The organism is Kribbella sp. CA-253562 (genome assembly GCF_050942265.1).
Classification (GTDB): domain Bacteria; phylum Actinomycetota; class Actinomycetes; order Propionibacteriales; family Kribbellaceae; genus Kribbella.
In genome coordinates, this window is sequence record NZ_CP192049.1 from 5,393,155 (window position 1) to 5,414,016 (window position 20,862).

The following is a 20,862-nucleotide window of genomic DNA, read 5'->3' on the forward strand; positions in this document are numbered from 1 at the left end:
CCGGTCGCGGCCCATCGAGCACGCACTCCCGTCAGAGCCAGTTCTGGCGGGAGGCCTGAACACCGAGCTGGAAGCGGGTCTGGGCGCCGAGGATCTCCTGCAGGCGACTGATCCGCCGGGCGACGGTTCGCTCGCTGACGCCGAACTCGCGCGCGATCGACTCGTCGGTCAGGCCCGCGCTCAGATAGGTGAGCAGACGTTTGGTCTCCAGCGCCGGTGCTCCGATCGCCTCGGTGTTCTCGGTGCCGCCGGTGATCGGGACCGACACCCGCCACAACGCGTCGAAAACTCCGATCAGACCGGTCAGGAACGGCGAGTGGTGCACGACCATCGCGGCGGTGTTCACGATCCCGCCGACCGTCGCCCGGGCCGAGACCAGGGCCCAGCGGTCGTCGACGACGGTCAGGTTCAACGGGACCTGCGGGAAGACCCGGGCCTGCTCACCGGCGTCCACGCACTGTTGGACCTTTCGCAGAGCCTCCAGGTCCTGCAGCACCCTGGTGCCGTAGATGACCTCGTACGACACGCCGCGCGACAGCGCGTCGAAGAGCCCGTCGACGATCTGGTGGTTCGGCGAAGCGAGGTTGCCCACTGTCATCGCTCGGACCTGCTGCTGGGCGTCGACCTGCACGTGGTTGAGCATGGCGCGCGCCGACTCGGCCGACGGCAGCAACTCGACGTACGTCTGCTGACCGATACCGGCGGTCCACAGGTCGGCGAGCAAGGAAGCGCTCTCCCGGGCCAGCTGCGCCTCGGTCGTGCGGCGCTGGGCGACGGCTTCCAGCGCGAGATGCGGCGGTTGCGGCAGGATCTTGTCGTCGGACCGCTCGATCAGTCCGATCGCGGCCAGTTCGCGCAGCGGCTCGGCGAGGTCGGCGCCATGGCGCTGCGCCAGGTCGGCCTCGTCGAGGGCACCGCGCGCGATGAGGTCGAGATAGATCCCCTCGGCCTCAGTAGAGATCCCCAGCGCGCGGAGTTGGTGCATCCATCCTGTCTATCAGTTGAACGCCGCACCAAAGTAGACCTTCTGAGCGCCGTACCAGCGAGATCACTCACATCGACCCAGGCGGCTACCGGTCGTGACGCTCACCGTCCCGAGGGGTGAAGACGTACGGCGTTGTCGTGGTGACGGGCAGGAATCCCAGCCGCTGGAGGATCGGCGAGCTGTCGTCCGAGGCGTCGACCTGGAGGTAGCGGTGTCCGAGCTCCACGGCCCGCGCCGCGCGGACGGCGACCAGTGCCTTGTAGATACCGCGGCCGCGCCACTCCGCCAAGGTCGGTCCGCCCCAGAGACCGGTGAAGTCAGTACCCGGCCTGTGAACGGCCCACGCGGCGGAGACGACAGTGCCGTCGGCCACGGCGACGTAGATGTCGGTGTTGCCGGCGGCGTGACGGCCGGCCAGATCCTGGGTCAGCCAGGACCAGTCCTCACCCCAGACCGTGGACTCCATCGGCGCGATGCGTTCGAAGTCGGCCAGGTCTGTCGTCCGGCGGATCGTCACACCGTCAACGGCGTCCCGCCCCTGCAGCCGAGCGGCGATGACCGCGCTCTCCGCGATCACGACCGTTTCCCGCTCCTCCGGAACGAACCCCGCCGCCGTCAGCCGGTCGGGCAGGTCCGCGGGCAGGTCGTGGCCGCGGGTCTTCCACTCGACCGCCTGACCCTTCGCGGCGAAGAAGTCCCGCTGGCGCGCGATCAGCGCGTCGAGTTCGGTTCCGTCGAGGCCCTCGAGACAGCGGTAACTCACGAACCCTCGCGTCGGGTACTCGACCCGGATCACCGGGCCGTCCGTCGTACTCGGGACACCGGAGGTCTCGGCGCCACCGCGCAACTGCTCGTCGTACGCCGCCAACAGCTCGGCGACCTGCTCGTCCCGCGTCGTTTCCGTCACCGCAGGACTGTGACACGCGACCGGGTCGCCGCGCGCTCGAATTTCGGCGGTCAGTCGAGCGGTCCGACGACGGAGGCCCGCCGGTAGCCGAACCGCGCCGCCAGCCGGCGCCACCAGGCCACGTGTGCGGCGGGCCCCAGACGTCCATCACCACAAGCGTCCGCGGGCCGGGGATCGGTCACCTCTGATCCGGAGCGCGCTCTCCCGCGGCGACCAGCCGGCCGGCGCCGGCCGCATGCGGGTTCGCCGTTGACCGTCTCGCGGACTTGGTCGGCCGCGTTCTGTCGCGCGACCAGCAGGTTCAGCGGGTCCATCGTCGTCCTCCAGTTCGGAGCGCCGTACTGGCGCCTTCACTGGTACGTCGGACCTCAGCCTGGCGTTCTCGACATCACTCCCGCTCGGTAACCCGCACGAGTCGACGAAGCAGCTCCTCCAGAGCGTTCTGATCCTTCGCCGGCAGCGTGCGGATCAGCTCCTGCTCGAGCTTCTCGATCTCGCCGATGCTCTGCTCCCAGACCACTCGCCCGGCCGGCGTCAGCGTGGCGACCACCTTCCGCCGGTCGTCAGGGTCGTGGCCGCGCGCCACGAATCCCCGGCGTTCCAGGGCATCCAGCCGGTTCGTCATCGCGGCCGCGGACATCCCCAGCTGCCTGGCCAGGACCCCCGGCGTCGTCCGGTACGGCGTACCGCCGCGGCGCAGCATGTGCAGCGTCTTGAACTCCCACCACTGCAGCCCGTACGACGCCAACGCCGCCTCGCGACTGCGGTCCAGGTAGCGCGTGAGCACCTGCATCCGCACGACGATGCCCTCGACCCGGGCGTCGAGGCCGGGCTGCTCCCGGGACCACAGTGCGACGTGGTCGTCGATCGAGTCCTTCACCCGCTGAATTGTTCAGCCGGTGAAGCTTAGTTGTCAAACATTTCGACGTCGAAATAGTCTCCGGTTTACCACGACCAGAAGTGAGGCCGGACATGGCTCAGATACCGCTCTCTCAGATCCTCACCGCGGCCACACTGCTCGCCCGAGCAGCCCAGTGGAACGCCGCCAGAGACCTTCTCCACTCCACCCAGGTCACCGCGGACGAGGAGTCCGAGCTGAAGCTCGCCCTCGCCGAGCTCGCCGTCGACCAGGACTTCGCGCAACGCACAACCCACTCCCCCGCTGCCCTTGAAGCCTTGGCCGAGGCCGTCGCCGCACGCCCCGATCCCACCCTCGAGTGGGATCTCGCCATGCTCCAACTGCGTACGACGTACTTCGCCAAGCTCTTCGCCGCCGCGACGACTCCCGACGGCCTCGACCGCGAAGCCGAAGACCTCCAGACCGCAGCCCCCGACGACGTACGCCGAGCGGCCGTCACCTTCTACCGAGGCCTGATCGCCGACCATTTCCTCAGCAATCCCGAGGGAGCCGTCAAGCACTACACCGATTCCCTGTCGCTGTGCGAAGCCACCGGCGACACCCTCCAGGCCTCCTACGCCCACCGCCACCTCGGCGACCACGCGCACCTCGCCGGCGACCTGCCCCTGGCCCGGGCCCACACCGAACGCTCCACCGAACTACGCCAGCAAGCCGGCCACCTCCCCGGAACCCTGGCCCAGCAGGTCATCCTCGCGACTCTTGCCCAGTCCGAAGGCCGTCCCGAAGCCGCTCGCGCGATCGCCACCGAAACCAACCGCTGGGCCCGCCAGCTCGACCTCACCTACGTCGTCGCCCAGACCGAAGCCCTGATGCGCGAGGCCTGAGCCACGGATAGCGTCCGAAGAATCCGAGGCCATAGGCCACGTTCGTTCGGACGCTGCGAGATGCTGTCAGGCGCGGTCGTGGAGAGTGATCTGGTAGCCGTCGGGGTCGGCGAAGGTGAACGTGCGACCGAAGGGGCCGTCGATCGGCGCGGAGACGATGGGGTGACCATCGGCGACGAGAGCGTCGTGGATGGCCTGAACGTCTGTAGCGTGCAGCCAGATCGCGGCACCGATGCCGGGCTGGGGAACGGATGCGAGCTCCGTGCCGGGGACGACGTCGCGCAGTGCGAACGCGATCGGCTTCGTCTCGAAGACGACGGCATGCGGAGGTCCGGCCGGCGAGCGGACGAGGCCGAGGTACTGCTCATAAAACGCCTGCGAAGCGGCCAGGTCGCGCGCTTGCAGGGAGATGAAATCGGGGCCGGTGACGGGCACGATTTGCTCCTTCAGATTGTGTCAGTTTTATGACACGCAGCAACGTATGTCAGAATACTGACATGAGTCAAGACGGTGTCGACCTGCAGACGTCACTGGGCTACCTGCTGAAAGAGGCGTCGAGCACCCTGCGTGCGGCCATGGAAGAGGTGCTGCGGCCGCTCGGGATGACCGTGACGCACTACTCCTGCCTCGAGTTGCTGGCCCAACGACCGGGCTTGTCGAACTCCGAGCTCGCGCGGGGCGCGTTCGTGACCCGGCAGTCGATGAACGTACTGCTCCGGGCCCTGGAACGCGACGGCTACGCGACCAGGCCGGCTCAGGCAGCTGTCGGCAAGGTCCTTCCCACCCGACTCACACCCCGCGGCCGCGCGAGCCTCAAGAAGGCGTCTGCGGCGGTCCGGTCCGTCGAGGTCAGGATGCTGGCCGGCCTGACCGAGACCGAGCGGTCGGACGCACTGCGGATCCTGCGCAGCATGATCCACTCCCTGCGCGACGGTGACGCCTAGGCCGTGTTGCTCGAGGAAGCTGGTGCCGGGTGCATCCCAGACATCGGCGTCGAGCCATTCCCCGTACGGGCCGCGCTTCCCGCCCGCGACCGGTCTATCCGCGTAGTGTCCAGCTCGCTGCATAAACTCTTGGCTCGTGTGCCCCTCCGTGACGCCAAGGTGCACTGACGGTTTCCCGTTCAACCCAAAGGACTGAGCTGTGCCCGACCGACCTGAGATCGTCTGCATCTGCGGCTCCGCCCGGTTCGTAGACGAAATGCACGCGGCCAACCGTGAACTGACGTTCGCAGGTGTCATCGTCGTCGCGCCAGGCGTCTTCCCGCGCGCCGATCACGAAGCAGAGGTCTTGATCACCGACGAGCAGAAGACCGCACTCGGCACCCTGCACCTGCGCAAGATCGACCTGGCCGACCGGGTTCTGGTCGTCAACCCCGGCGGGTACATCGGCGAGTCCACGAGCAGGGAGATCGCCTACGCCCACGCCACCGGCAAGCCGGTCACGTTCACCGACCCGGTCTGACCGTTCGACGCTTCGTGGTGCGCGCGGGCAACGCGCCTCGGTCGGCCTCGGAGCGTGCTGCCAGAAGGTCTTTGAGGTCGTCGCGAGCAGCCTTGTGCGTGAGTCGCGTACGTGAGCTCTGGTCAGGCCTGGGCTGTGCTCGCCGGCCAATGACTCGACCCTCGCACTCGCACATCATCCCGTCCCAACCCTGTCATCCTCGTCCCGTCCCGGGCCGATCCCAGCCAGCCCCGGCCCACCCGGACCCCGTCTTCAGCCATCCCCTCGTCCCGCCCCGGCCCCGTCTCAGCCACCCGCGCATCCAGCCTCCCTCGTCCCGTCTCACCTCACCCCGCAGCCTCGGATCCCCTCAACTCCATCGCCTTGCGTCAATTGGTGGGTTAACCCTTGAAGTCGCCCGTTGGCCCACCGGAGTGTTGTGGGCAACGTGCCTTTCGGCGGGTTGACCCACCAAATGAGCGCGGGCAGCAGGGTGACGTGGCCAGGAATGGGGCGCGGTGTGGTGGTCTGGTGGTGTCGTTCCCGTGGTCGGCGGGGTGGATGGATGATCCGGTAGTCCGCGAAGTGGTCAGTCGGGCCGGTTCGCGGGGTGATCATCTGTAACTTCATTCGCAGGAGCTGAATGCGCTGCGATCAAGTCATTCGAGGGCGCCGCGTGAGCCCGAAAGGCAGCAGCAAGGGGCACTCTGCTCTTCTGCTCTTCTGCTCTTCTGCTCTTCTGCTCTTCTGCTCTTCTGCTCTTCTGCTCTTCTGCTCTTCTGCTCTTCTGCTCTTCTGCTCTTCTGCTCTTCTGCTCTTCTGCTCTTCTGCTCTTCTGCTCTTCTGCTCTTCTGCTCTTCTGTTCTTCAGGCTGAGTCTCGTTCGACCAGGTGGGGGTTGAAGATTTTGCATTCTGGTTCCCAGGCAGGGCTGGTGAACTGGGCCAGCAGGAGGCGCGACATCTCCGCGGCCATCTCCTCCATCGGTTGCGCGATGGTGGTCAACGCCGGGACGGACGTGCTCGCGGGAGCGCTGTTGTCGAAGCCGATGACGGCGACATCCGTAGGGACGACCCGGCCGGCGTCTTTCAGCGCGCGAAGAGCACCGGCGGCCATCAAATCGTTGGCGGCGAAGACGCCGTCGAGGTCGGGGACGCGCGCCAGCAGGTCGAGCATCGCGGCTTCCCCGCTGTCCTGGGTGAAGTTGCCGTAAGCAACCGATACCGACGGCTGGCCGTGCCGGGCCATCGCCTGGCGGAAGCCGGTGAGGCGGTCCTGGGCGGCGGGGACGTCGGTGGGGCCGGCGATCGTGACGACTCGGCGGCAGCCGCGGGCGACCAGGCGGTCGGCGGCGAGGCCTGCGCCGACCTCGTGGGCGACGTCGACGTAGCTGATCGGCGCGTGCAGGGCTGGCCGGGCGAACAGGACGGCGGGCAGGCCGGCGTCCACGAACAGGCCGGGCAGGGTGTCGTCGGCATGGGTGGAGACCAGGAGCGCACCGTCGGCGTTGCCGTGGCGGACGAAGGCGACCGCTTCGGCGCGCGCCTGCTCGGAGTCGGCCAGCACCATGGTCGGGTGGATGCCCATCGTGCGCAGGTGCTTGAAGATGGCGCCGGTGATCCGGCCGAAGAACGGGTCGCCGAAGATCTCGTCCGCGGAGCCGTCCGAGCCGGAGATCACCAGCGCGACCGCACCGGTCCGGCTGCCGGCCAGCGCACGGGCGGCCTTGTTCGGCCGGTAGCCGGTCTTCTTGATCGCACGGTCGACCTTGGCGCGCAGCGCGGGTGCGACGGTGGCGACGTCGTTGATCACCCGCGACACGGTCGCCCGCGAGACGCCGGCTTCGCTGGCGACGTCCTCCAGGGTGGGTGCCCGACTTTCCTTCATGGCAACGGATGTTATCTCGGTCAACGTGTCGTCCCCTGCTCGTTGTCCACAGGTACGGCGGCCCGCCCCCGGGCCGCCGTACCCCTCAGGTCAGCGTCGGTAGACGCCGAACTCGTAGAGCGAATAGCCGAAGCCGGTGCCTCGCTGCGTGCCGGTCAGCCGCACGTAGCGGCCCGCACCGGTCACCCCGAGGTCGTCGACGTCACCGTTGCCCTCGGCCGTGCTGTAGACCGGTCGCCAGTTCGACCCGTCGTCCGAGGCCTCGATCCGATACGACCGGGCGAACGCGCCCTCCCAGGTCAACTGGATCCGGTCGAACGACGTGACAGCGCCCAGATCCACCTGGATCCACTGCGGATCCGACCAGTCGCTGGCCCAGCGCGTGGTGTTGTTGCCGTCGGTCACGTTCGACGGCGGGTACGGCGCGCCGTTGCCGACCTGCTGGTACGACGACGCGGTCACCGGTTTGCCCCGGGCAACATTCGTCCCCGCGACCGGCGGCGCCACGACACGGAACGAGCGGGTCTCGATCCCGACGTTGCCCTTGCCGTCGCGCACGTAGTCGTACAGCTTCCAGACCCCGAGCCGCTGCGGCACGGTCACCGTGAACGGCCCGGTTCCCGACGACGGCGTGGTCACCAGCGAGCCGCTGTTGTCGATGTACTTTCCGCCCACCTTGAACTCGTGCGTCAACGCGTCGCCATCCGGATCGGTGACCGCGACGTTCACGGAAAGAGTCCCACCGGCCGGAACGTCGGTCGTCCGGCTCAGATTCATCGCCGTGATCACCGGCGGCGTGTTGCCGCCCGACGGGCCGCCGTACGCCTGCCGGATCGCGTAGTACGACAGCCGCTTCTCGCCGCCCGGCGCGATGTTGAACCAGACCGCGCCGAAGTCGTTCTCGTTGCCGTAGTGGAACAGCGTCGCCCCGAGTGCGACCCCGGTGTGTCCGGTGACGCAGTTCCAGGCCTGCAGGTAGCCGTCGCGCTTCTGTACGTCGGTCGGCTCGTTCGGTACGCCGTTCGCGTCGTTCGGCACCTCCCACTCGCCGGCCGGTCCGCCTTCGGTGAGGATGTACGGCTTGGTGTAACCGCCGCTGATCCAGTCCTGCCTGACCTGGCAGACATTGCCGTAGGAGTTGACCGCGAGCAGGTCCAGATCGGGCGAGTACTGCTTGTAGTACGGCCAAGCGCCGGTCCATGCGTCGGTCGACGTGACCGGGTGGTTCGGGTCGATCGCATGGATCGCCTTGGCGCCCTCGTTGACGAACTTCGCGTACTCGATCCGCTGCTGCTCCAGCTCCGCGCCGGAATAGCAGTTCTGCAGGCCGAGCACCGACTCGTTGCCGACGTTCCACAACAGCACGCCGGGGTGGTCCTTGTACTCGGTGGTCCAGCGCCGGATCTCGCCGAGCATGGTCTGCTTGTACGTCGTGTCGGTGACGTAATTGACGCAGCCGCCGCTGCCGGGCCCACCACCAGGCTGGAGCCAGTAGCCGGCGATCACCCGCATGCCGTTCGCGGCCGCGGAGTCGAACAACGGCTTGGAACTCGCGTCCGTACCCCAGGTCCGTAGCGTGTTGACGCCGATCGACTTGAGCTGCGGCAGGTGCTGCGGAGCGTCGGCCGCTGCCGGTCCCCAGGTCAGCCCCTTCACCTGCCACGGCGCTCCGTTGACCAGTAACTGCCAGTTGCCCTGGCCACCGGCGACCTGGACGGTGCCGTTGCCGGGCTGGGGGCCGCCGGTGCCGGGCGTGCCGTGCACCTCGAACTCCCAGAGCGAGTAGCCGTAGCCGCCGACGCGCTGGGTGCCGGTGAGGCGGACGTACCGGCCCGTGCCGTTGACGGTGAGCGAGTCGGTGCCGCCATCGCCAGTGGACGTGCTGTGGAGCGGGCGCCAGCTCTGGGCGTCGTCGGAGATTTCGACCCGGTACGCCGTGGCGTAGGCCGCTTCCCACCGCAGTACGACCTGACTGACGGTCGCGGCCGAGCCGAGGTCGACCTGGAGCCACTGCGGGTCGCTGAAGACGCTGGACCAGCGGGTGTTCAGATTGCCGTCGACGGCCGCGGCGGCCGGCGTACCGGCGCCCTCGGACGACGAGGCGGTCACCGGGCGGCCCTGCGACAGCAGCGTCGCCGCTTGGGCAGGTGCGGCTTGGAGAACGAGGTTGCACAGCAGCACTGTGCTCAGCGCAACGGTTGCTGCAAGCAACGAACGACCCCGCCGCCGGACCCGCGGCCGAAGGCCGGCGCGGCCTGCCGCGCGGACTCGGAGCGGGGCACGATGCGGTCCGGCGCGGTCGTCCGGCGGAGGTGGTGGGGTGGGCGAAATCATCGGGGCGTGCTCCTTCGCTGTGTGCGTTCGGGCGGGACAGCACAGCGACCAGCTCCCGGCGTCAGACCCGCCGGGAACGGTGCGCGAGAGTCAGAGAGCGCTCTCTCGCGCTCTGATCGTGGAGGCTGCCGGACGGCTTGTCAACGGCTCGTTCACGCTCGGCGAGTTCCGGAACCGGGCGGGGGTTGACACCGCCGGCGGCCGGATCGAGGCTGTTTCAGAGAGCGCTCTCCCGCGATCCCAAGACCGCGGGCCGCGTAGTACCGAGTCCTGCCCACCGCCCCGCGGAATCCCCCGACAGGAGGAGATCCGTGTTCAGCAGAAGGAAAAGAGTCCTGTTCGCCGGCGGCACCGCCGCCCTGACCCTGAGCGCTGTGCTGACCGCCGTCACCGGCTCGTCTGCGCAGGCCGACGTGACCCATCACGAGTTCCAGGTCAACTGCACGGTCAACCACCGTACCAACGACGACCCCATCGTGTTCCCCAACCTGCCCGGCGCGTCCCACGAGCACAGCTTCGTCGGCAACAAGACGACGAACGCCGCCACCACGCTCACCAGCCTCACCGCGGCCGGCGCGTACGCGACCACCTGCCTCAACCCCGACGACCTCTCGGCGTACTGGTGGCCGACGATGTTCCGCGGCAACCAGCCGGTGATCCAGACCTGGCACCAGACCATCTACTACAAGTCCGGCATTCTCGACTACCAAGCCGTCCGGCCGTTCCCGCCGGGCCTGCGGTACGTCGTCGGCAGCCCGACCGCGAGCCAGGAGGAGTTCCGGACCGCTCCCGGCGCCGTCGAGGGCTGGGAGTGCGGGGACTCCGCCCACAACTGGGACTTCCCGGCCAGCTGCCCGGCGGGGACCCAGCTCAACATCCGCTACCAGGCCCCGAGTTGCTGGAACAGGCGTGACCTCGACTCACCGGATCACAAGAGCCACATGGCCTACCCGGTGAACGGTTCCTGCCCGGCCGGCCACCCGAACCCGGTGCCGATGCTGGAGTTCAAGATCGCGTTCCCCGCCGACGGGAACACCACCGACGTCCGGCTGGCGAGCGGACGTGGCTACACCTGGCACTACGACTTCTTCAACGCCTGGGACGTGCCGACGCTCGCGGCCCTGGTGAGCCACTGCATCAACGGTGGTCTGCAGTGCAACTCCAAGGGCTTCGACCTCTACAAGCCCGAGCGCGGGCAGGTCCTCGGCGACAACTACCGGTTGCCCGGACGCCCCTGAAGCACCTGTGGTGCCGGGTCAGGGCAGGATCCGGCACCACAGGAGTACTGGTCAGGAAGAGAACGCGGCGTCGAACGAAGCCGTCGGCGGGTCGAAGGCCAGCTTCTTCACGAACTGCAGCGCCTCGGCCGCGCCGACCAGGCGGTCCATGCCGGCGTCCTCCCACTCGACCGAAATCGGGCCGTCGTACCCGATCGTGTTGAGCATCCGGAAGCACGCTTCCCACGGCACGTCACCGTGGCCGGTGGAGACGAAGTCCCAGCCACGCCGCGGGTCGCCCCAGGCCAGGTGCGAACCCATCCGGCCGTTGCGGCCGTTACCGACCTGGCGCTTGGCGTCCTTGCAGTCGACGTGGTAGATCCGGTCCTTGAAGTCCCACAGGAAACCGACCGGGTCGAGGTCCTGCCAGACGAAGTGGCTGGGGTCCCAGTTCAGGCCGAACGCCTCGCGGTGCCCGATCGCCTCCAGCGTGCGGGTGGTCGACCAGTAGTCGTAGGCGATCTCCGACGGGTGCACCTCGTGCGCGAACTTCACGCCGACCTCGTCGAAGACGTCGAGGATCGGGTTCCACCGGTCGGCGAAGTCGGCGTACCCGGCGTCGATCATCGACGGCGGCACCGGCGGGAACATCGCGACGGTCTTCCAGATCGCCGAGCCGGTGAAGCCGACGACCACGTCGACCCCGAGCGCGCGGGCCGCCCGGGCGGTCGTCTTCATCTCCTCGGCGGCGCGCTGCCGGACACCCTCGGGATCCCCGTCGCCCCAGATGTGGGCGGGCAGGATCGCCTGGTGCCGCTGGTCGATCGGGTCGTCGCAGACCGCCTGGCCGAGCAGGTGGTTGGAGATCGTCCAGACCTTCAGGTTGTGCTTCTCGAGGATGTCGAGGCGGTTGCGGACGTAGGCGTCGTCCTCGGCGGCTTTGCGGACGTCGAGGTGGTCACCCCAGCAGGCGATCTCGAGCCCGTCGTAGCCCCATTCCGACGCCAGCCGAGCCACCTCCTCGAACGGCAGGTCGGCCCACTGGCCGGTGAACAGGGTGATCGGTCGAGCCATCTTGCTACTCCTTCGTCAATCGACAGGTTGAAACGCCGGGCTGGGCGGGCGGGCACAGCTGAGGTGAGGGAAAGCGGAGTGGAGCAGGCGCGGGGACCTGGGGGCAGGCGGGCACACCTGAGGTGAGGGAAAGCGAGCAGGCGCGGGGAGCTGGGAGGTGGACGGGAAGAGGTGTCCCCGGCGCCGCGGCCGGAGCGCTTGCGCCGGGCGCCGGGGACGGGGCGGTGAAGCCCCCGTCGCCGGGCGGGACCGCTCTGTCGTGCGCCCGGTGGGGCCGAACCACCTGGCACTCGACAGCTCCTGCACGCCTCTCCGCGTCGGACAGGGTGCGATCCCGCACAGCGACGTGTTCATCGGGTCAGAGTTTCCGCTTCAGGTCCGACCCGACAGCTACCAGCAAGGTCCGGGCCGGCACGTCCCGGACCGTGCGCGCCTGCGCCAGGAACAGGTCGAGCGCGACCGCCGCGACCGCCTCCCGGCCCTGGCGATCGTGCTTCTCGGCCAGCGTGAGCTGCACCTTCATCACCGTGGCCGTTGCTGGCGGCAACGTCTTGGCGATCCGGTACCGCTCGACCAGCTTCAGCGCCTCGGCGTACGACGAGAACACGGTGAACGGCACCTTGGTCACCGACGTGTTGCCCGCCTTGTCCGTGGCCGTGGCCGCGAGCTCGTGCGCACCGAGCCCGAGCGCGACCCCGTCCAGCTTCCCGCCGGCCGGGAGCGCTTTCCCGTCGACGGTCAGCGTCACGCCGGAGAGCCCGGAGAGCGCGTCCTCGGCTGTGGCCGAGACCGCGACCACCGAGGCCACCCCGAGCTGTCCACCGGCAGCCATGCCGGTCACCGTCGACTTCGGCGCGGTCCGGTCGACCTTGACCGTCACCGACTCCGGCGCCGACACGTTGCCCGCGGTGTCACTGGCCCGCACCTGGATGGTATGCGTCCCGTCGGTCGAGAAGGTGACCGGAGCGGTGTACTCCGACCAGTCCCCGTCGCCGACCTTCTGCTCCAGGTACACCTGCCCGGGCTGGTTGTCGGTCGCCATCGCCGTGGCGACGACCGCGTCGGTCCACCAGCCGTTCAGGCCGGACGGCGCCGACGGGTTCAGCGACAGGCTGACCTGCGGTGCGACCGTGTCCCGGACGAGCTTGAAGTAGTCGAACTTCGCCGTCTTCGAGGCCAGCTGGTCGGCCCCGTAGGCGTAGATCCCGAAGCTCGCCGAGGCCAGCGCCGGGTTGGTCACGGCCGGGAGGGCCGTCCAGGCCAGCCCGTCCGCGCTGTACGACCCGGTGAACGTCGAGCCGCTCTTGGCCAGCCGCAGGTACCAGACTCCCTGCGTCGGAGCCGGCGCGTTCGGCGCGGGCTGGACGATTGCGTTGTTCACCTCGCTGCGCAGCTCGATCCCCCGCGTCACCGCGGAGCCCGGAGCGTTGGTCGCGAGGTAGTCCAGCTTCACGTAGTTCGCGTCGTCGCCGTACACCATCAGACCGGCCTGCTGGTACCGCTCGTCGAAGGCCGAGGCGTCCACCTTGGTCTCGATCGTCCAGTCACCGTCGGGAGCCGGCTGCAGCAGCAGGTTCTTCGGGTTGGTGGCCGTGCCCTGGTAGATGTCGCCGTTGCTGGTGTCGATCTCGACCGCTCCCCCGGTCACCCGGTACGCCGCCGGGTCGGGCCGCACGATCGCGGACCACCGGCAGGCGTCCAGCGTCGTACCGGTGAACTCGTCGTCCGGGGCCGGAACCTCGGCCGTGTCGTCCGGCGTGATGCTGAAGTAGTCGAACTGCGCCGCCAACGGCAGCGCCTCGGTCCGGTTGGCCAGCCCGAACATGCCGATCCGGGGGTTGCTGATCCCGGCCAACTGCTTGGTCTCCGGCATCTCGGTGAAAGTCGCACCGTCCGAGCTGTACGACGCCTTCAGGTTCGCGCCGTCACTGGTGAACCGGACCCACACCGTGTCCGGGTACGCCGCGCCGAGGTTCGCCGTGTTGGACGCGGCCACCTCGTTCGGCGCACCGGCCTCCTCACGGATGAACTGGAAGATCCGGTCCGCCGCGGAAGGAGCACCGGTCGACCGGCCCTGCAGCACCATCTTCGCGTAGTTGTCGTCGTCGCCGTACACGATCAGCCCGGCCTGCTGGTAGGCGAGTCGGGCCGGCATCGTCAGCTTCGCGGTCGCCTGCCAAGCACCGGCGGGCAACGGCTGCAGCACGATGTTCGGCGTACCGGTGTTGCCGGTGCCGTAGATGTCGGTCGCGGTCAGCGGCAGCACCAAGTTGCCATCGGCAACCGAGAGCTCCTGGTTGCCCCGGACAACCGCACTCCACCGGCCGGTGTCGAGCGTCGTACCGTCGAAGCCGTCCGACCGTCCGGTCAGACAGGTCGGCGCCGCCGGCGAGTCCACCTTGATCGTGATCTTCGCGGTGCCCTTCGCCCCACGGGCATCGGTCACCGTGACAGTCGCGACGTGTGTCCCGGCCACCGTGTAGGTGTGGCTGGGCGAAGCACCGGTGCCGGTCCCGCCGTCGCCGAAGCTCCACGCGTACGACAACGGGACGTCACCCTCGGGGTCGGTCGCCGACGAGGTGAAGTCCACCTTCAGCGGCGCCTTGCCCTGCACGACCGAGGCGGACGCCGTGACGACCGGCCGCTGGTTCTCGGTGACGCCCTTGCCGATGAACTTCACCCAGTTCACGTTCAGCTGACCCGTCGTCTTGACGAAGTACAGCGGACCGCTGGTCAGCGAGGCACCGCTGACCGCCGCGGAGAAGTTGCCGTAGGTCTGCCAGGCACCCGTCGGCGACACCTGGATGGTAGCGACGACCGGCCCGTCGGTGGGCGAACCCTGCCGGACCTGGACGGTCGCACCGGCGTCGGGCGAGGCCGCCCGGAGCTCGATCCGGTCGATCCCGGTCAGGTTGGTCGGCTTCCAGCCCCACCAGTCGCCGTCCTCGATGAACCCGATGTTCTTGCCGCCACCGGCGGTGTCACCGGTGTCCTCGACCTGGACGCCGGGCGTCGCTCCCGGGCCACCGGTCTCGCTGAAGTACTCCGCCTCGCGGGTCTTCGGCTGCAGCTGCACGACCTTCTCGGTGGTGATCGCACCGGTGCCGGGGGCACCCTTGTCGGTGTACTTCACCGTCACGATGCCGAAGATGTTCGCGCCGACGTGCCCCTCGTCACCAGGAAGCGGGAACGTCCCCTCGCAGCCGTGGTACAGCTCGTACCCGTGCGCGTGCTCGTCGTGGCCGAGCGCCGGCTGGGTGACCACGTCCTGGCAGTTCACCGTGCCGTCCTCGGGATCGGTGACGGTCACCTTGTAGCGGATCGTGTCGCCGAAGTCGAAGAAGCCGCCGTCCAGCGGCGCCTCGATCGAGATCGTCGGAGCGGTGTTGCCGGCCGTGATGGTGCGGTTCGAGACCGCCGTCCGGCCGTCGCTGTCGGTCACGGTCAGCCGGGCGGTGAAGACCCCGGCCGTGGTGTAGGTGTGGGTCGGCTTGGCCTCGGTGGAGTCGGTCGTCCCGTTGCCGTCGAAGTCCCACGCCAGCGTGATCGGCTGCCCGTCGGGATCACGTGATCCCGTGCTGTCGAAGGCGACCGTCAACGGCACCGGGCCGGACGTCTTGTCGGTGCTGAACTGCGCGATCGGTGCCCGGTTGCCCTGCACGTAGTCGATCCGGTAGATGCCCGAGTCCGCGTTGTTGCCACCGAACCCGCTGCCCCACTCGATCACGTACAGCGCGCCGTCCGGGCCGAACTGCAGCGCGTGCGGCCGGACGAAGTTGAGCTTGCCCAGCATCCGTGACACGTCGGCGACCTTGGTCCGGTCGTCGCTCAGCTGCACGGAGAACAGCCGGCTGTCGTTCCAGTCGGCGAAAACCGCCTTGCCGTCGAAGTACTGCGGCCACTTGCGGTCGGAGTCGCTGTCCGGGTCGAACTGGTAAGCACCACTGGTCATCGGCGCGCCACTGCCACCGATCTCCGGTACGCCGGTGGTGGACTTGCCCATCCACAGGCTGGCCGGAATCGCCGGCGGGAGCTGGGTGATCCCGGTGTTGTTCGGCGAGTTGTTCACCGGCGCGTTGCAGTTGAAGGTCGCCCCGGAGGTCCCGGTGGCGAAGTCGTGGTCGTTGTACGGCGTGTTGTTGCCGACGCAGTAGGGCCAGCCGTAGAAGCCCGGCTTGTCCAGGATGTCCCATTCGACCCGGCCGTCCGGGCCGCGCGTCGGCGAGACCTGTCCGGCGTCCGGACCGTAGTCGGCGACGAACAGGTGGTTGGTGGTCGGGTCGATGCCGATCCGGAACGGGTTGCGGAAGCCCATCGCGTAGATCTCCGGACGGGTCTTCTCGGTCCCGGCCGGGAACATGTTGCCGGCCGGCACCGTGTAGGAGCCGTCGGGCTCGATGTGGATCCGGAGCACCTTGCCGTTCAGGTTGTTGCTGTTGGCGGAGCTGCGCTGGGAGTCCCAGGCCGCCCGGCCGGCCCGCTCGTCGATCGGCGTGTAGCCGTCGGAGTCGAACGGGTTGCTGTTGTCACCGGTCGCGATGAACAGGTTGCCGTTGTTGTCGAACTCCAGCGCGCCACCCGCGTGGCAGCACTGGGCCCGCTGGGTGTCGATGCGAAGGACCTGCTTCTCACTGGCCAGGTCGAGCGTGTCGCCGTTCACCTTGAACCGGGAGACCCGGTCGAAGGCTTCGGTGCCGGCCGGCGAGTAGTACAGGTAGAGGAACCCGTTGGTGTCGAAGGCCGGGTCGAGCGCGATGCCGAGCAGGCCGAACTCCTGACCGGTGTAGACGTTCAGGGTGCCCGCGGTGACCACGGTGCCGTCGGTCTTGACGATCTTCACGGCGCCGTTGCGGTCGATGTAGAAGACCCGGCCGTCCTTGGCGATGGTCAGTTCCATCGGGTTCGAGGTGTCGTCGTCGAGCGTGACCTTCTGGTAGCTCTCGCTCAGCGACGCGCCGCAGTCGGCCGGCTGGACGCCCGCCGCGGTCTTGATCCCGCCGAGCAGGTGGTCGCGGAAGGCCGGTTCGGCGTACGACGCGATCGTGTGGCCCATCCCGGTGTACCAGGCGCGGCCGCCGTCGTAGTCCTGGCACCACGCGATCGGGTGCTCGGCGCCCATGTTGCCGCCGGTGTACGACTTCTCGTCCAGCGAGGCGAGCACGTGCACGGAGTCGCGCGGGTTGGTCCGGTAGTTGTACCACTCGTCGGTGCGGTTCCAGGTGGTCGGAGCCTCGGCGGTGGACGGGTGCGCGTGGTCCTCGACCTTGACGTCGGCGTTCGGCGTACCGGGCGGGTGGCTGTCGAAGTAGCTGCCCACCAGCTTGCCGTACCAAGGCCAGTCGTACTCGGTGTCGGAGGCCGCGTGCACGCCGGCGTAACCACCGCCGCCGCGGATGTAGCGCTCGAACGCCGCCTGCTGGTCCGCGTTGAGCACGTCACCGGTGGTCGACAGCCAGATGACCACCTCGTACTTGGCCAGCTCGGTGTCGTTGAACATCGCCGCGTCCTCGGTCGCGGTGACGGTGAAGTTGTTCGCGGCCGCCAGGTCCTTGATGGTCTGGATGCCGGTCGGGATCGAGTCGTGCCGGAACCCGGCGGTCTTGCTGAAGATCAGTGCGTTGAAGGTCTCGTCGCCGTGGCCCGGATGGGCCCGCGCCGGAACTGCGCCGAGCGGGATCGCCAAGGTGGCGATCAGCGCCAGCAGCACGACACGGACAACCGTGCCGTGCAGGCGCCTGCGTAGCTGGTGCATGAGGTGCTCCTTATGGGTCGGATAAGGTGCGCGCTCCATCGGTTCCGGGGCGGGTCCCCGGGCGTCGGCCCTGGTACAGCTACTTGCGGTTGTGGCTCAGCGGACGCCGAGCAGGTGCTCCATCGCCAGCTGGTCGAGCTTCTCGAAGCCGAGGCCACGAGCCGCCAGGGCGTCCGGGTCGTAGGTTGCCTTGCGCAACTCCTCGAGGGACTCCCCCGCACCGAGCGTCGGCTGCGACAGGTCCCCGACGCGTGCCACGGCCAGCGCCTCGGCGACCTCCGGGTCGGCCCGGAACGCGGCCACCTTCTCGCGCAGGATCAGGTAGTTGCGCATGCAGGCGCGCGCGGTCTCCCACACGCCGTCCATGTCCTCGGTGCGCGGCGGCTTGTAGTCGAAGTGCACGTAGCCGTCGTACCCGGGCTGGTCTTCGGCGCCCTGCAGCACGTCGACGGTCCAGAACGCCTCCCGTAGGTTGCCGGCGCCGAAGCGCAGGTCCTGGTCGAAGCGCGGACCGTGCTGCCCGTTGAGGTCGATGTGGAACAGCTTGCCGTGCCACAACGCCTGGGCGATGCCGTGCGCGTAGTTGAGGCCGGCCATCTGCTCGTGCCCGATCTCGGGGTTGATGCCGACCAGGTCGGGGTGCTCGAGGTCGTTGATGAACGCGATCGCGTGCCCGATCGTCGGCAGCAGGATGTCGCCGCGCGGCTCGTTCGGCTTCGGTTCCAGCGCGAAGCGGATGTCGTAGCCCTGGTCGCGCACGTACGACGTGAGCAGGTCCATCGACTCCTTGTACCGGTCCAGCGCGGCCCGGACGTTCTTCGAACCGCCCGACTCCGCCCCTTCCCGGCCGCCCCACAGCACGTACGTCGTGGCGCCGAGCTCGGCCGCGAGGTCGACGTTGCGCAGCACCTTCGCCAGCGCGTACCGGCGTACGTCACGGTCGTTGGCGGTCAGGCCGCCGTCCTTGAAGACCGGGTGGGCGAACAGGTTCGTGGTGGCCATCTCGACCACCAAACCGGTGTCGGCCAATGCCTTGGTGAAGCGCTCGAGCATCTGCTGGCGCTGCGCGTCGTCGGGCACCAGGTCGTCGTCGTGGAACGAGACCGCGGCGGCGCCGAGCTCGGCGAGCTTCTCGACCGCCAGCACCGGGTCGAGCGGCGCGCGCACCGCCGTACCGAAGACGTCGACACCTTCCCAGCCGACCGTCCACAGACCGAACGAGAACTTGTCGGCCTTGCTCGGGGTGTATGCGTTCACTCTGGAATCTCCTGCCATTGTCGGGAGTTCGAGCTGTCCTCGACGGCCGCCAGGACGCGCTGGACCTGCAGGCCGTCGGCGAACGACGGCTCCGGGTCCTTGCCCTCGGCAATCGCCGTGACCAGGTCGACCACTTGGTGGGTGAAGCCGTGCTCGTAGCCGAGCAGGTGACCCGGCGGCCACCAGGCCGCGACGTAGGGATGCACCGGCTCGGTGGCCAGGATGCGCCGGAAGCCCGCGGTCTCGGGGTCCTCGGTCGCGTCGTAGTAGTGCAGCAGGTTCATGTCCTCGAAGTCGAAGGCCAGGCTGCCGGCCGAGCCGTTGATCTCGATCCGGATCGCGTTCTTGCGGCCGGTGGCGAACCGGGTCGCCTCGAAGACGCCCAGGGCGCCGCTGCGGAAGTTGGCGATGAACACCGCGGCGTCGTCGACGTTGACCGGACCGCGCTCGCTGCTCGCCGTACCGGACAGGCCGCTGTGCGCCTCGGCCTTGGGACGTTCCTTGACGAACGTCTCCAGCCGGCCGCTCACCTCGGCGATCCGGTCGCCGGTGATGAACTGGGTCAGGTCGACGATGTGCGCGCCGATGTCGCCGAGCGCGCCGGAGCCGGCCTTGTCCTTGTCGAGGCGCCACGACAGCGGCGCCTCGGGGTCGGCGATCCAGTCCTGCAGGTACTGCGCCCGGACGTGCCGGACGGTGCCGATCTTGCCCTCGGCCACGAGTTTGCGGGCCAGCGCGATCGCCGGGACCCGCCGGTAGGTGAACCCGACCATCGACCTGATCCCGCTGGCCGCCGCCTTCTCCGCCGCGGCGGCCATCGCCTCGGCCTCCGCGACGGTGTTGGCCAGCGGCTTCTCGCACAGCACGTGCTTGCCGGCCTCGAGCGCGGCGATCGCGATCTCGGCGTGGCTGTCGCCCGGCGTACAGACGTCGACCAGCTGGACGTCGTCACGCTCCAGCAGCTTGTGCCAGTCGGTCTCGGTCGTGCTCCAGCCCAGCTTGCCCGCGGCCTCCCGCACCGCCTCGGCGTTGCGGCCGCACAGGACGTTGAGGTCCGGATGCAGCGGCAGGTCGAAGAAGCGCGGCGCGTTGCGCCAGGCCTGCGAGTGGGCGGCCCCCATGAAGGCGTAGCCGATCAGGCCGATGCCCAGGTTCGTCATACTGTCTGAACTCCTCAGCTCTCGCGGTGTTGGTCAGCTCTCGAAGGCGGACGGCAGGTACTGGTCGACGTTGTCCTTGGTGACGACCGGTGCGTACAGCTGGACGGTGCGCGGGACCTCGACCTCGACCAGGTCGCCGAGCGCCTTCTTCTGCACCAGCAGGCGGGCCAGCCGAACGCCGTCCGCACCCTGCGTGGACGGGTAGATGACCGTCGCCCGCATCAGCGTGTTGCCGGCCTTGATGTCGCGCATCACGTTGGCCGAACCGGCGCCACCGACGACGAAGAACTCCTTGCGGCCGGAGTTCTTGATCGCGGCCATCACGCCGACACCCTGGTCGTCGTCGTGGTTCCAGATCGCGTCGATCTTCGGCGCGGCCTGGAGCAGGTTGGCGGCGGCCTTCTCACCGGACTCGACGGTGAACTCGGCGGCGACCCGGTTGTTGACCTTCAGGCCGCAGTCGGCCAGCGCCTCCTTGAAGCCCTGGCTGCGGGCCTGGGTCAGCGGCAGCGAGTCGATCCCGGCGATCTCGGCGATCACCGCGTCCTTCTTGCCCTTCATCTCCTGGCAGATGTAGGTCCCCGCCGAGACGCCCATGCCCTTGTTGTCGCCGAGCACGGTGGTCCGGGCCGCGAAGTTGCTGCTGAACTCACGGTCGACGTTGACCACCGTGATGCCGGCCTCCATCGCCTTGATCGCGACCGGGGTGAGCGCGGCGCCGTCGAACGGCAGCAGCACGATCGCGTCGACCTTCTGGTTGATGAAGGTCTCCACCTGGCTGATCTGCTGGCTGACGTCGTTGGTGCCTTCGGCAACCACCAGCTCGACGTCGGACAGCTTCTTCGCCTCGGCCTGGGTGGCCTTGGTGATCGCGCTCATCCAGCCGTGGTCGGCGGCCGGCGCGGAGAAGCCGATCTTCACCTTCTGGCCCGGCTCGTCGTTCTTGCCGCCGCCCACCGCCTGGGTGGCGTTGCTGTCGGCGGTCTTCTCGGCCTCCGGGGTGTTGCTGGTGCAGGCGATCAGTGCCAGCGAGCTCAGGCCGGCGATACCGGCCACCTTCAGGGATCGTGCTGTCAGGAACCGCGCGGGTCGTGCGGACATCGT

Annotated in this window: 15 protein-coding genes; 4 read left to right on the forward strand and 11 right to left on the reverse strand. The window is 68.6% G+C overall.

The genetic code is table 11. From position 1 onward, the window contains the following. Positions 1–31: 31 nt before the first annotated feature. The 3 genes from ACQPXM_RS25455 to ACQPXM_RS25465 form a co-directional block, all read right to left on the reverse strand. Positions 32–985 carry a hypothetical protein gene (locus ACQPXM_RS25455; protein WP_432937621.1) on the reverse strand — a complete coding sequence of 318 codons (954 nt, stop codon included), beginning with the start codon at positions 983–985 and terminating at the stop codon, positions 32–34. Positions 986–1,070: 85 nt separating this feature from the next. Continuing rightward, entirely contained in the window at positions 1,071–1,892 is an 822-nt protein-coding gene (locus ACQPXM_RS25460; RefSeq protein ID WP_432937623.1) for a GNAT family N-acetyltransferase, read from the reverse strand. A gap of 388 nt (positions 1,893–2,280) precedes the next feature. After that, on the reverse strand, positions 2,281–2,772 hold the full coding sequence (locus ACQPXM_RS25465; RefSeq protein WP_432937625.1) for a MarR family winged helix-turn-helix transcriptional regulator: 492 nt from the start codon (positions 2,770–2,772) through the stop codon (positions 2,281–2,283). 92 nt (positions 2,773–2,864) lie between these two features. Between ACQPXM_RS25465 and ACQPXM_RS25470 the strand changes: the two genes are divergently transcribed. Then, complete coding sequence (locus ACQPXM_RS25470) at positions 2,865–3,635, forward strand: hypothetical protein (protein ID WP_432937627.1); 771 nt, start codon at positions 2,865–2,867, stop codon at positions 3,633–3,635. A 66-nt stretch (positions 3,636–3,701) separates the two neighbouring features. On the opposite strand, the gene ACQPXM_RS25475 is transcribed toward ACQPXM_RS25470, so the two are convergent. After that, positions 3,702–4,070, reverse strand: coding sequence for a VOC family protein (locus ACQPXM_RS25475; RefSeq protein WP_432937629.1), 369 nt, complete (start codon positions 4,068–4,070; stop codon positions 3,702–3,704). A gap of 62 nt (positions 4,071–4,132) precedes the next feature. Here ACQPXM_RS25475 and ACQPXM_RS25480 point away from each other — a divergent pair, with 62 nt between their 5' ends. Together ACQPXM_RS25480 and ACQPXM_RS25485 are read left to right on the forward strand one after the other, a co-directional pair. Further along, complete coding sequence (locus ACQPXM_RS25480) at positions 4,133–4,579, forward strand: MarR family winged helix-turn-helix transcriptional regulator (protein WP_432937631.1); 447 nt, start codon at positions 4,133–4,135, stop codon at positions 4,577–4,579. Between the two features lie 199 nt (positions 4,580–4,778). Then, entirely contained in the window at positions 4,779–5,099 is a 321-nt protein-coding gene (locus ACQPXM_RS25485) for a hypothetical protein (protein WP_432937633.1), read from the forward strand. An 845-nt stretch (positions 5,100–5,944) separates the two neighbouring features. Here the strand turns inward: ACQPXM_RS25485 and ACQPXM_RS25490 are convergent. Both ACQPXM_RS25490 and ACQPXM_RS25495 read right to left on the reverse strand, forming a co-directional pair. Beyond that, positions 5,945–6,964, reverse strand: a complete 1,020-nt coding sequence (locus tag ACQPXM_RS25490) for a LacI family DNA-binding transcriptional regulator (RefSeq protein ID WP_432937635.1) — start codon at positions 6,962–6,964, stop codon at positions 5,945–5,947. 90 nt (positions 6,965–7,054) lie between these two features. Then, positions 7,055–9,175 (reverse strand): discoidin domain-containing protein, encoded by a 2,121-nt coding sequence (locus tag ACQPXM_RS25495; RefSeq protein ID WP_432937637.1) that lies wholly within the window; start codon positions 9,173–9,175, stop codon positions 7,055–7,057. A 434-nt stretch (positions 9,176–9,609) separates the two neighbouring features. Here ACQPXM_RS25495 and ACQPXM_RS25500 point away from each other — a divergent pair, with 434 nt between their 5' ends. Further along, positions 9,610–10,536, forward strand: a complete 927-nt coding sequence (locus ACQPXM_RS25500) for a DUF1996 domain-containing protein (RefSeq protein ID WP_432937639.1) — start codon at positions 9,610–9,612, stop codon at positions 10,534–10,536. Between the two features lie 51 nt (positions 10,537–10,587). Here the strand turns inward: ACQPXM_RS25500 and ACQPXM_RS25505 are convergent, their stop codons facing one another. The 5 genes from ACQPXM_RS25505 to ACQPXM_RS25525 form a co-directional block, all read right to left on the reverse strand. Further along, the gene (locus ACQPXM_RS25505; protein ID WP_432937641.1) at positions 10,588–11,589 is read right to left on the reverse strand and encodes a sugar phosphate isomerase/epimerase family protein; all 1,002 of its coding nucleotides are present in this window, start codon (positions 11,587–11,589) and stop codon (positions 10,588–10,590) included. A 358-nt stretch (positions 11,590–11,947) separates the two neighbouring features. Continuing rightward, positions 11,948–17,341 carry a ThuA domain-containing protein gene (locus ACQPXM_RS25510; protein ID WP_432937643.1) on the reverse strand — a complete coding sequence of 1,798 codons (5,394 nt, stop codon included), beginning with the start codon at positions 17,339–17,341 and terminating at the stop codon, positions 11,948–11,950. A 96-nt stretch (positions 17,342–17,437) separates the two neighbouring features. After that, positions 17,438–18,598, reverse strand: coding sequence for a xylose isomerase (gene xylA, locus ACQPXM_RS25515; protein ID WP_432937645.1), 1,161 nt, complete (start codon positions 18,596–18,598; stop codon positions 17,438–17,440). Continuing rightward, positions 18,595–19,758 (reverse strand): Gfo/Idh/MocA family protein, encoded by a 1,164-nt coding sequence (locus ACQPXM_RS25520; protein WP_432937647.1) that lies wholly within the window; start codon positions 19,756–19,758, stop codon positions 18,595–18,597. Before ACQPXM_RS25520 ends, xylA begins: the two co-directional genes overlap by 4 nt. A gap of 33 nt (positions 19,759–19,791) precedes the next feature. Continuing rightward, on the reverse strand, positions 19,792–20,859 hold the full coding sequence (locus tag ACQPXM_RS25525) for a substrate-binding domain-containing protein (RefSeq protein WP_432937649.1): 1,068 nt from the start codon (positions 20,857–20,859) through the stop codon (positions 19,792–19,794). Positions 20,860–20,862 lie beyond the last annotated feature (3 nt).

Coding starts and splice junctions, on each gene's coding strand:
- ACQPXM_RS25520 (WP_432937647.1), bottom strand. CDS start 19,758: ATGACGAACCTGGGCATCGGCCTGATCGGCTACGCCTTCATGGGGGCC.
- ACQPXM_RS25470 (WP_432937627.1), top strand. CDS start 2,865: ATGGCTCAGATACCGCTCTCTCAGATCCTCACCGCGGCCACACTGCTC.
- ACQPXM_RS25490 (WP_432937635.1), bottom strand. CDS start 6,964: ATGAAGGAAAGTCGGGCACCCACCCTGGAGGACGTCGCCAGCGAAGCC.
- ACQPXM_RS25510 (WP_432937643.1), bottom strand. CDS start 17,341: ATGCACCAGCTACGCAGGCGCCTGCACGGCACGGTTGTCCGTGTCGTG.
- ACQPXM_RS25505 (WP_432937641.1), bottom strand. CDS start 11,589: ATGGCTCGACCGATCACCCTGTTCACCGGCCAGTGGGCCGACCTGCCG.
- ACQPXM_RS25480 (WP_432937631.1), top strand. CDS start 4,133: ATGAGTCAAGACGGTGTCGACCTGCAGACGTCACTGGGCTACCTGCTG.
- ACQPXM_RS25455 (WP_432937621.1), bottom strand. CDS start 985: ATGCACCAACTCCGCGCGCTGGGGATCTCTACTGAGGCCGAGGGGATC.
- ACQPXM_RS25525 (WP_432937649.1), bottom strand. CDS start 20,859: ATGTCCGCACGACCCGCGCGGTTCCTGACAGCACGATCCCTGAAGGTG.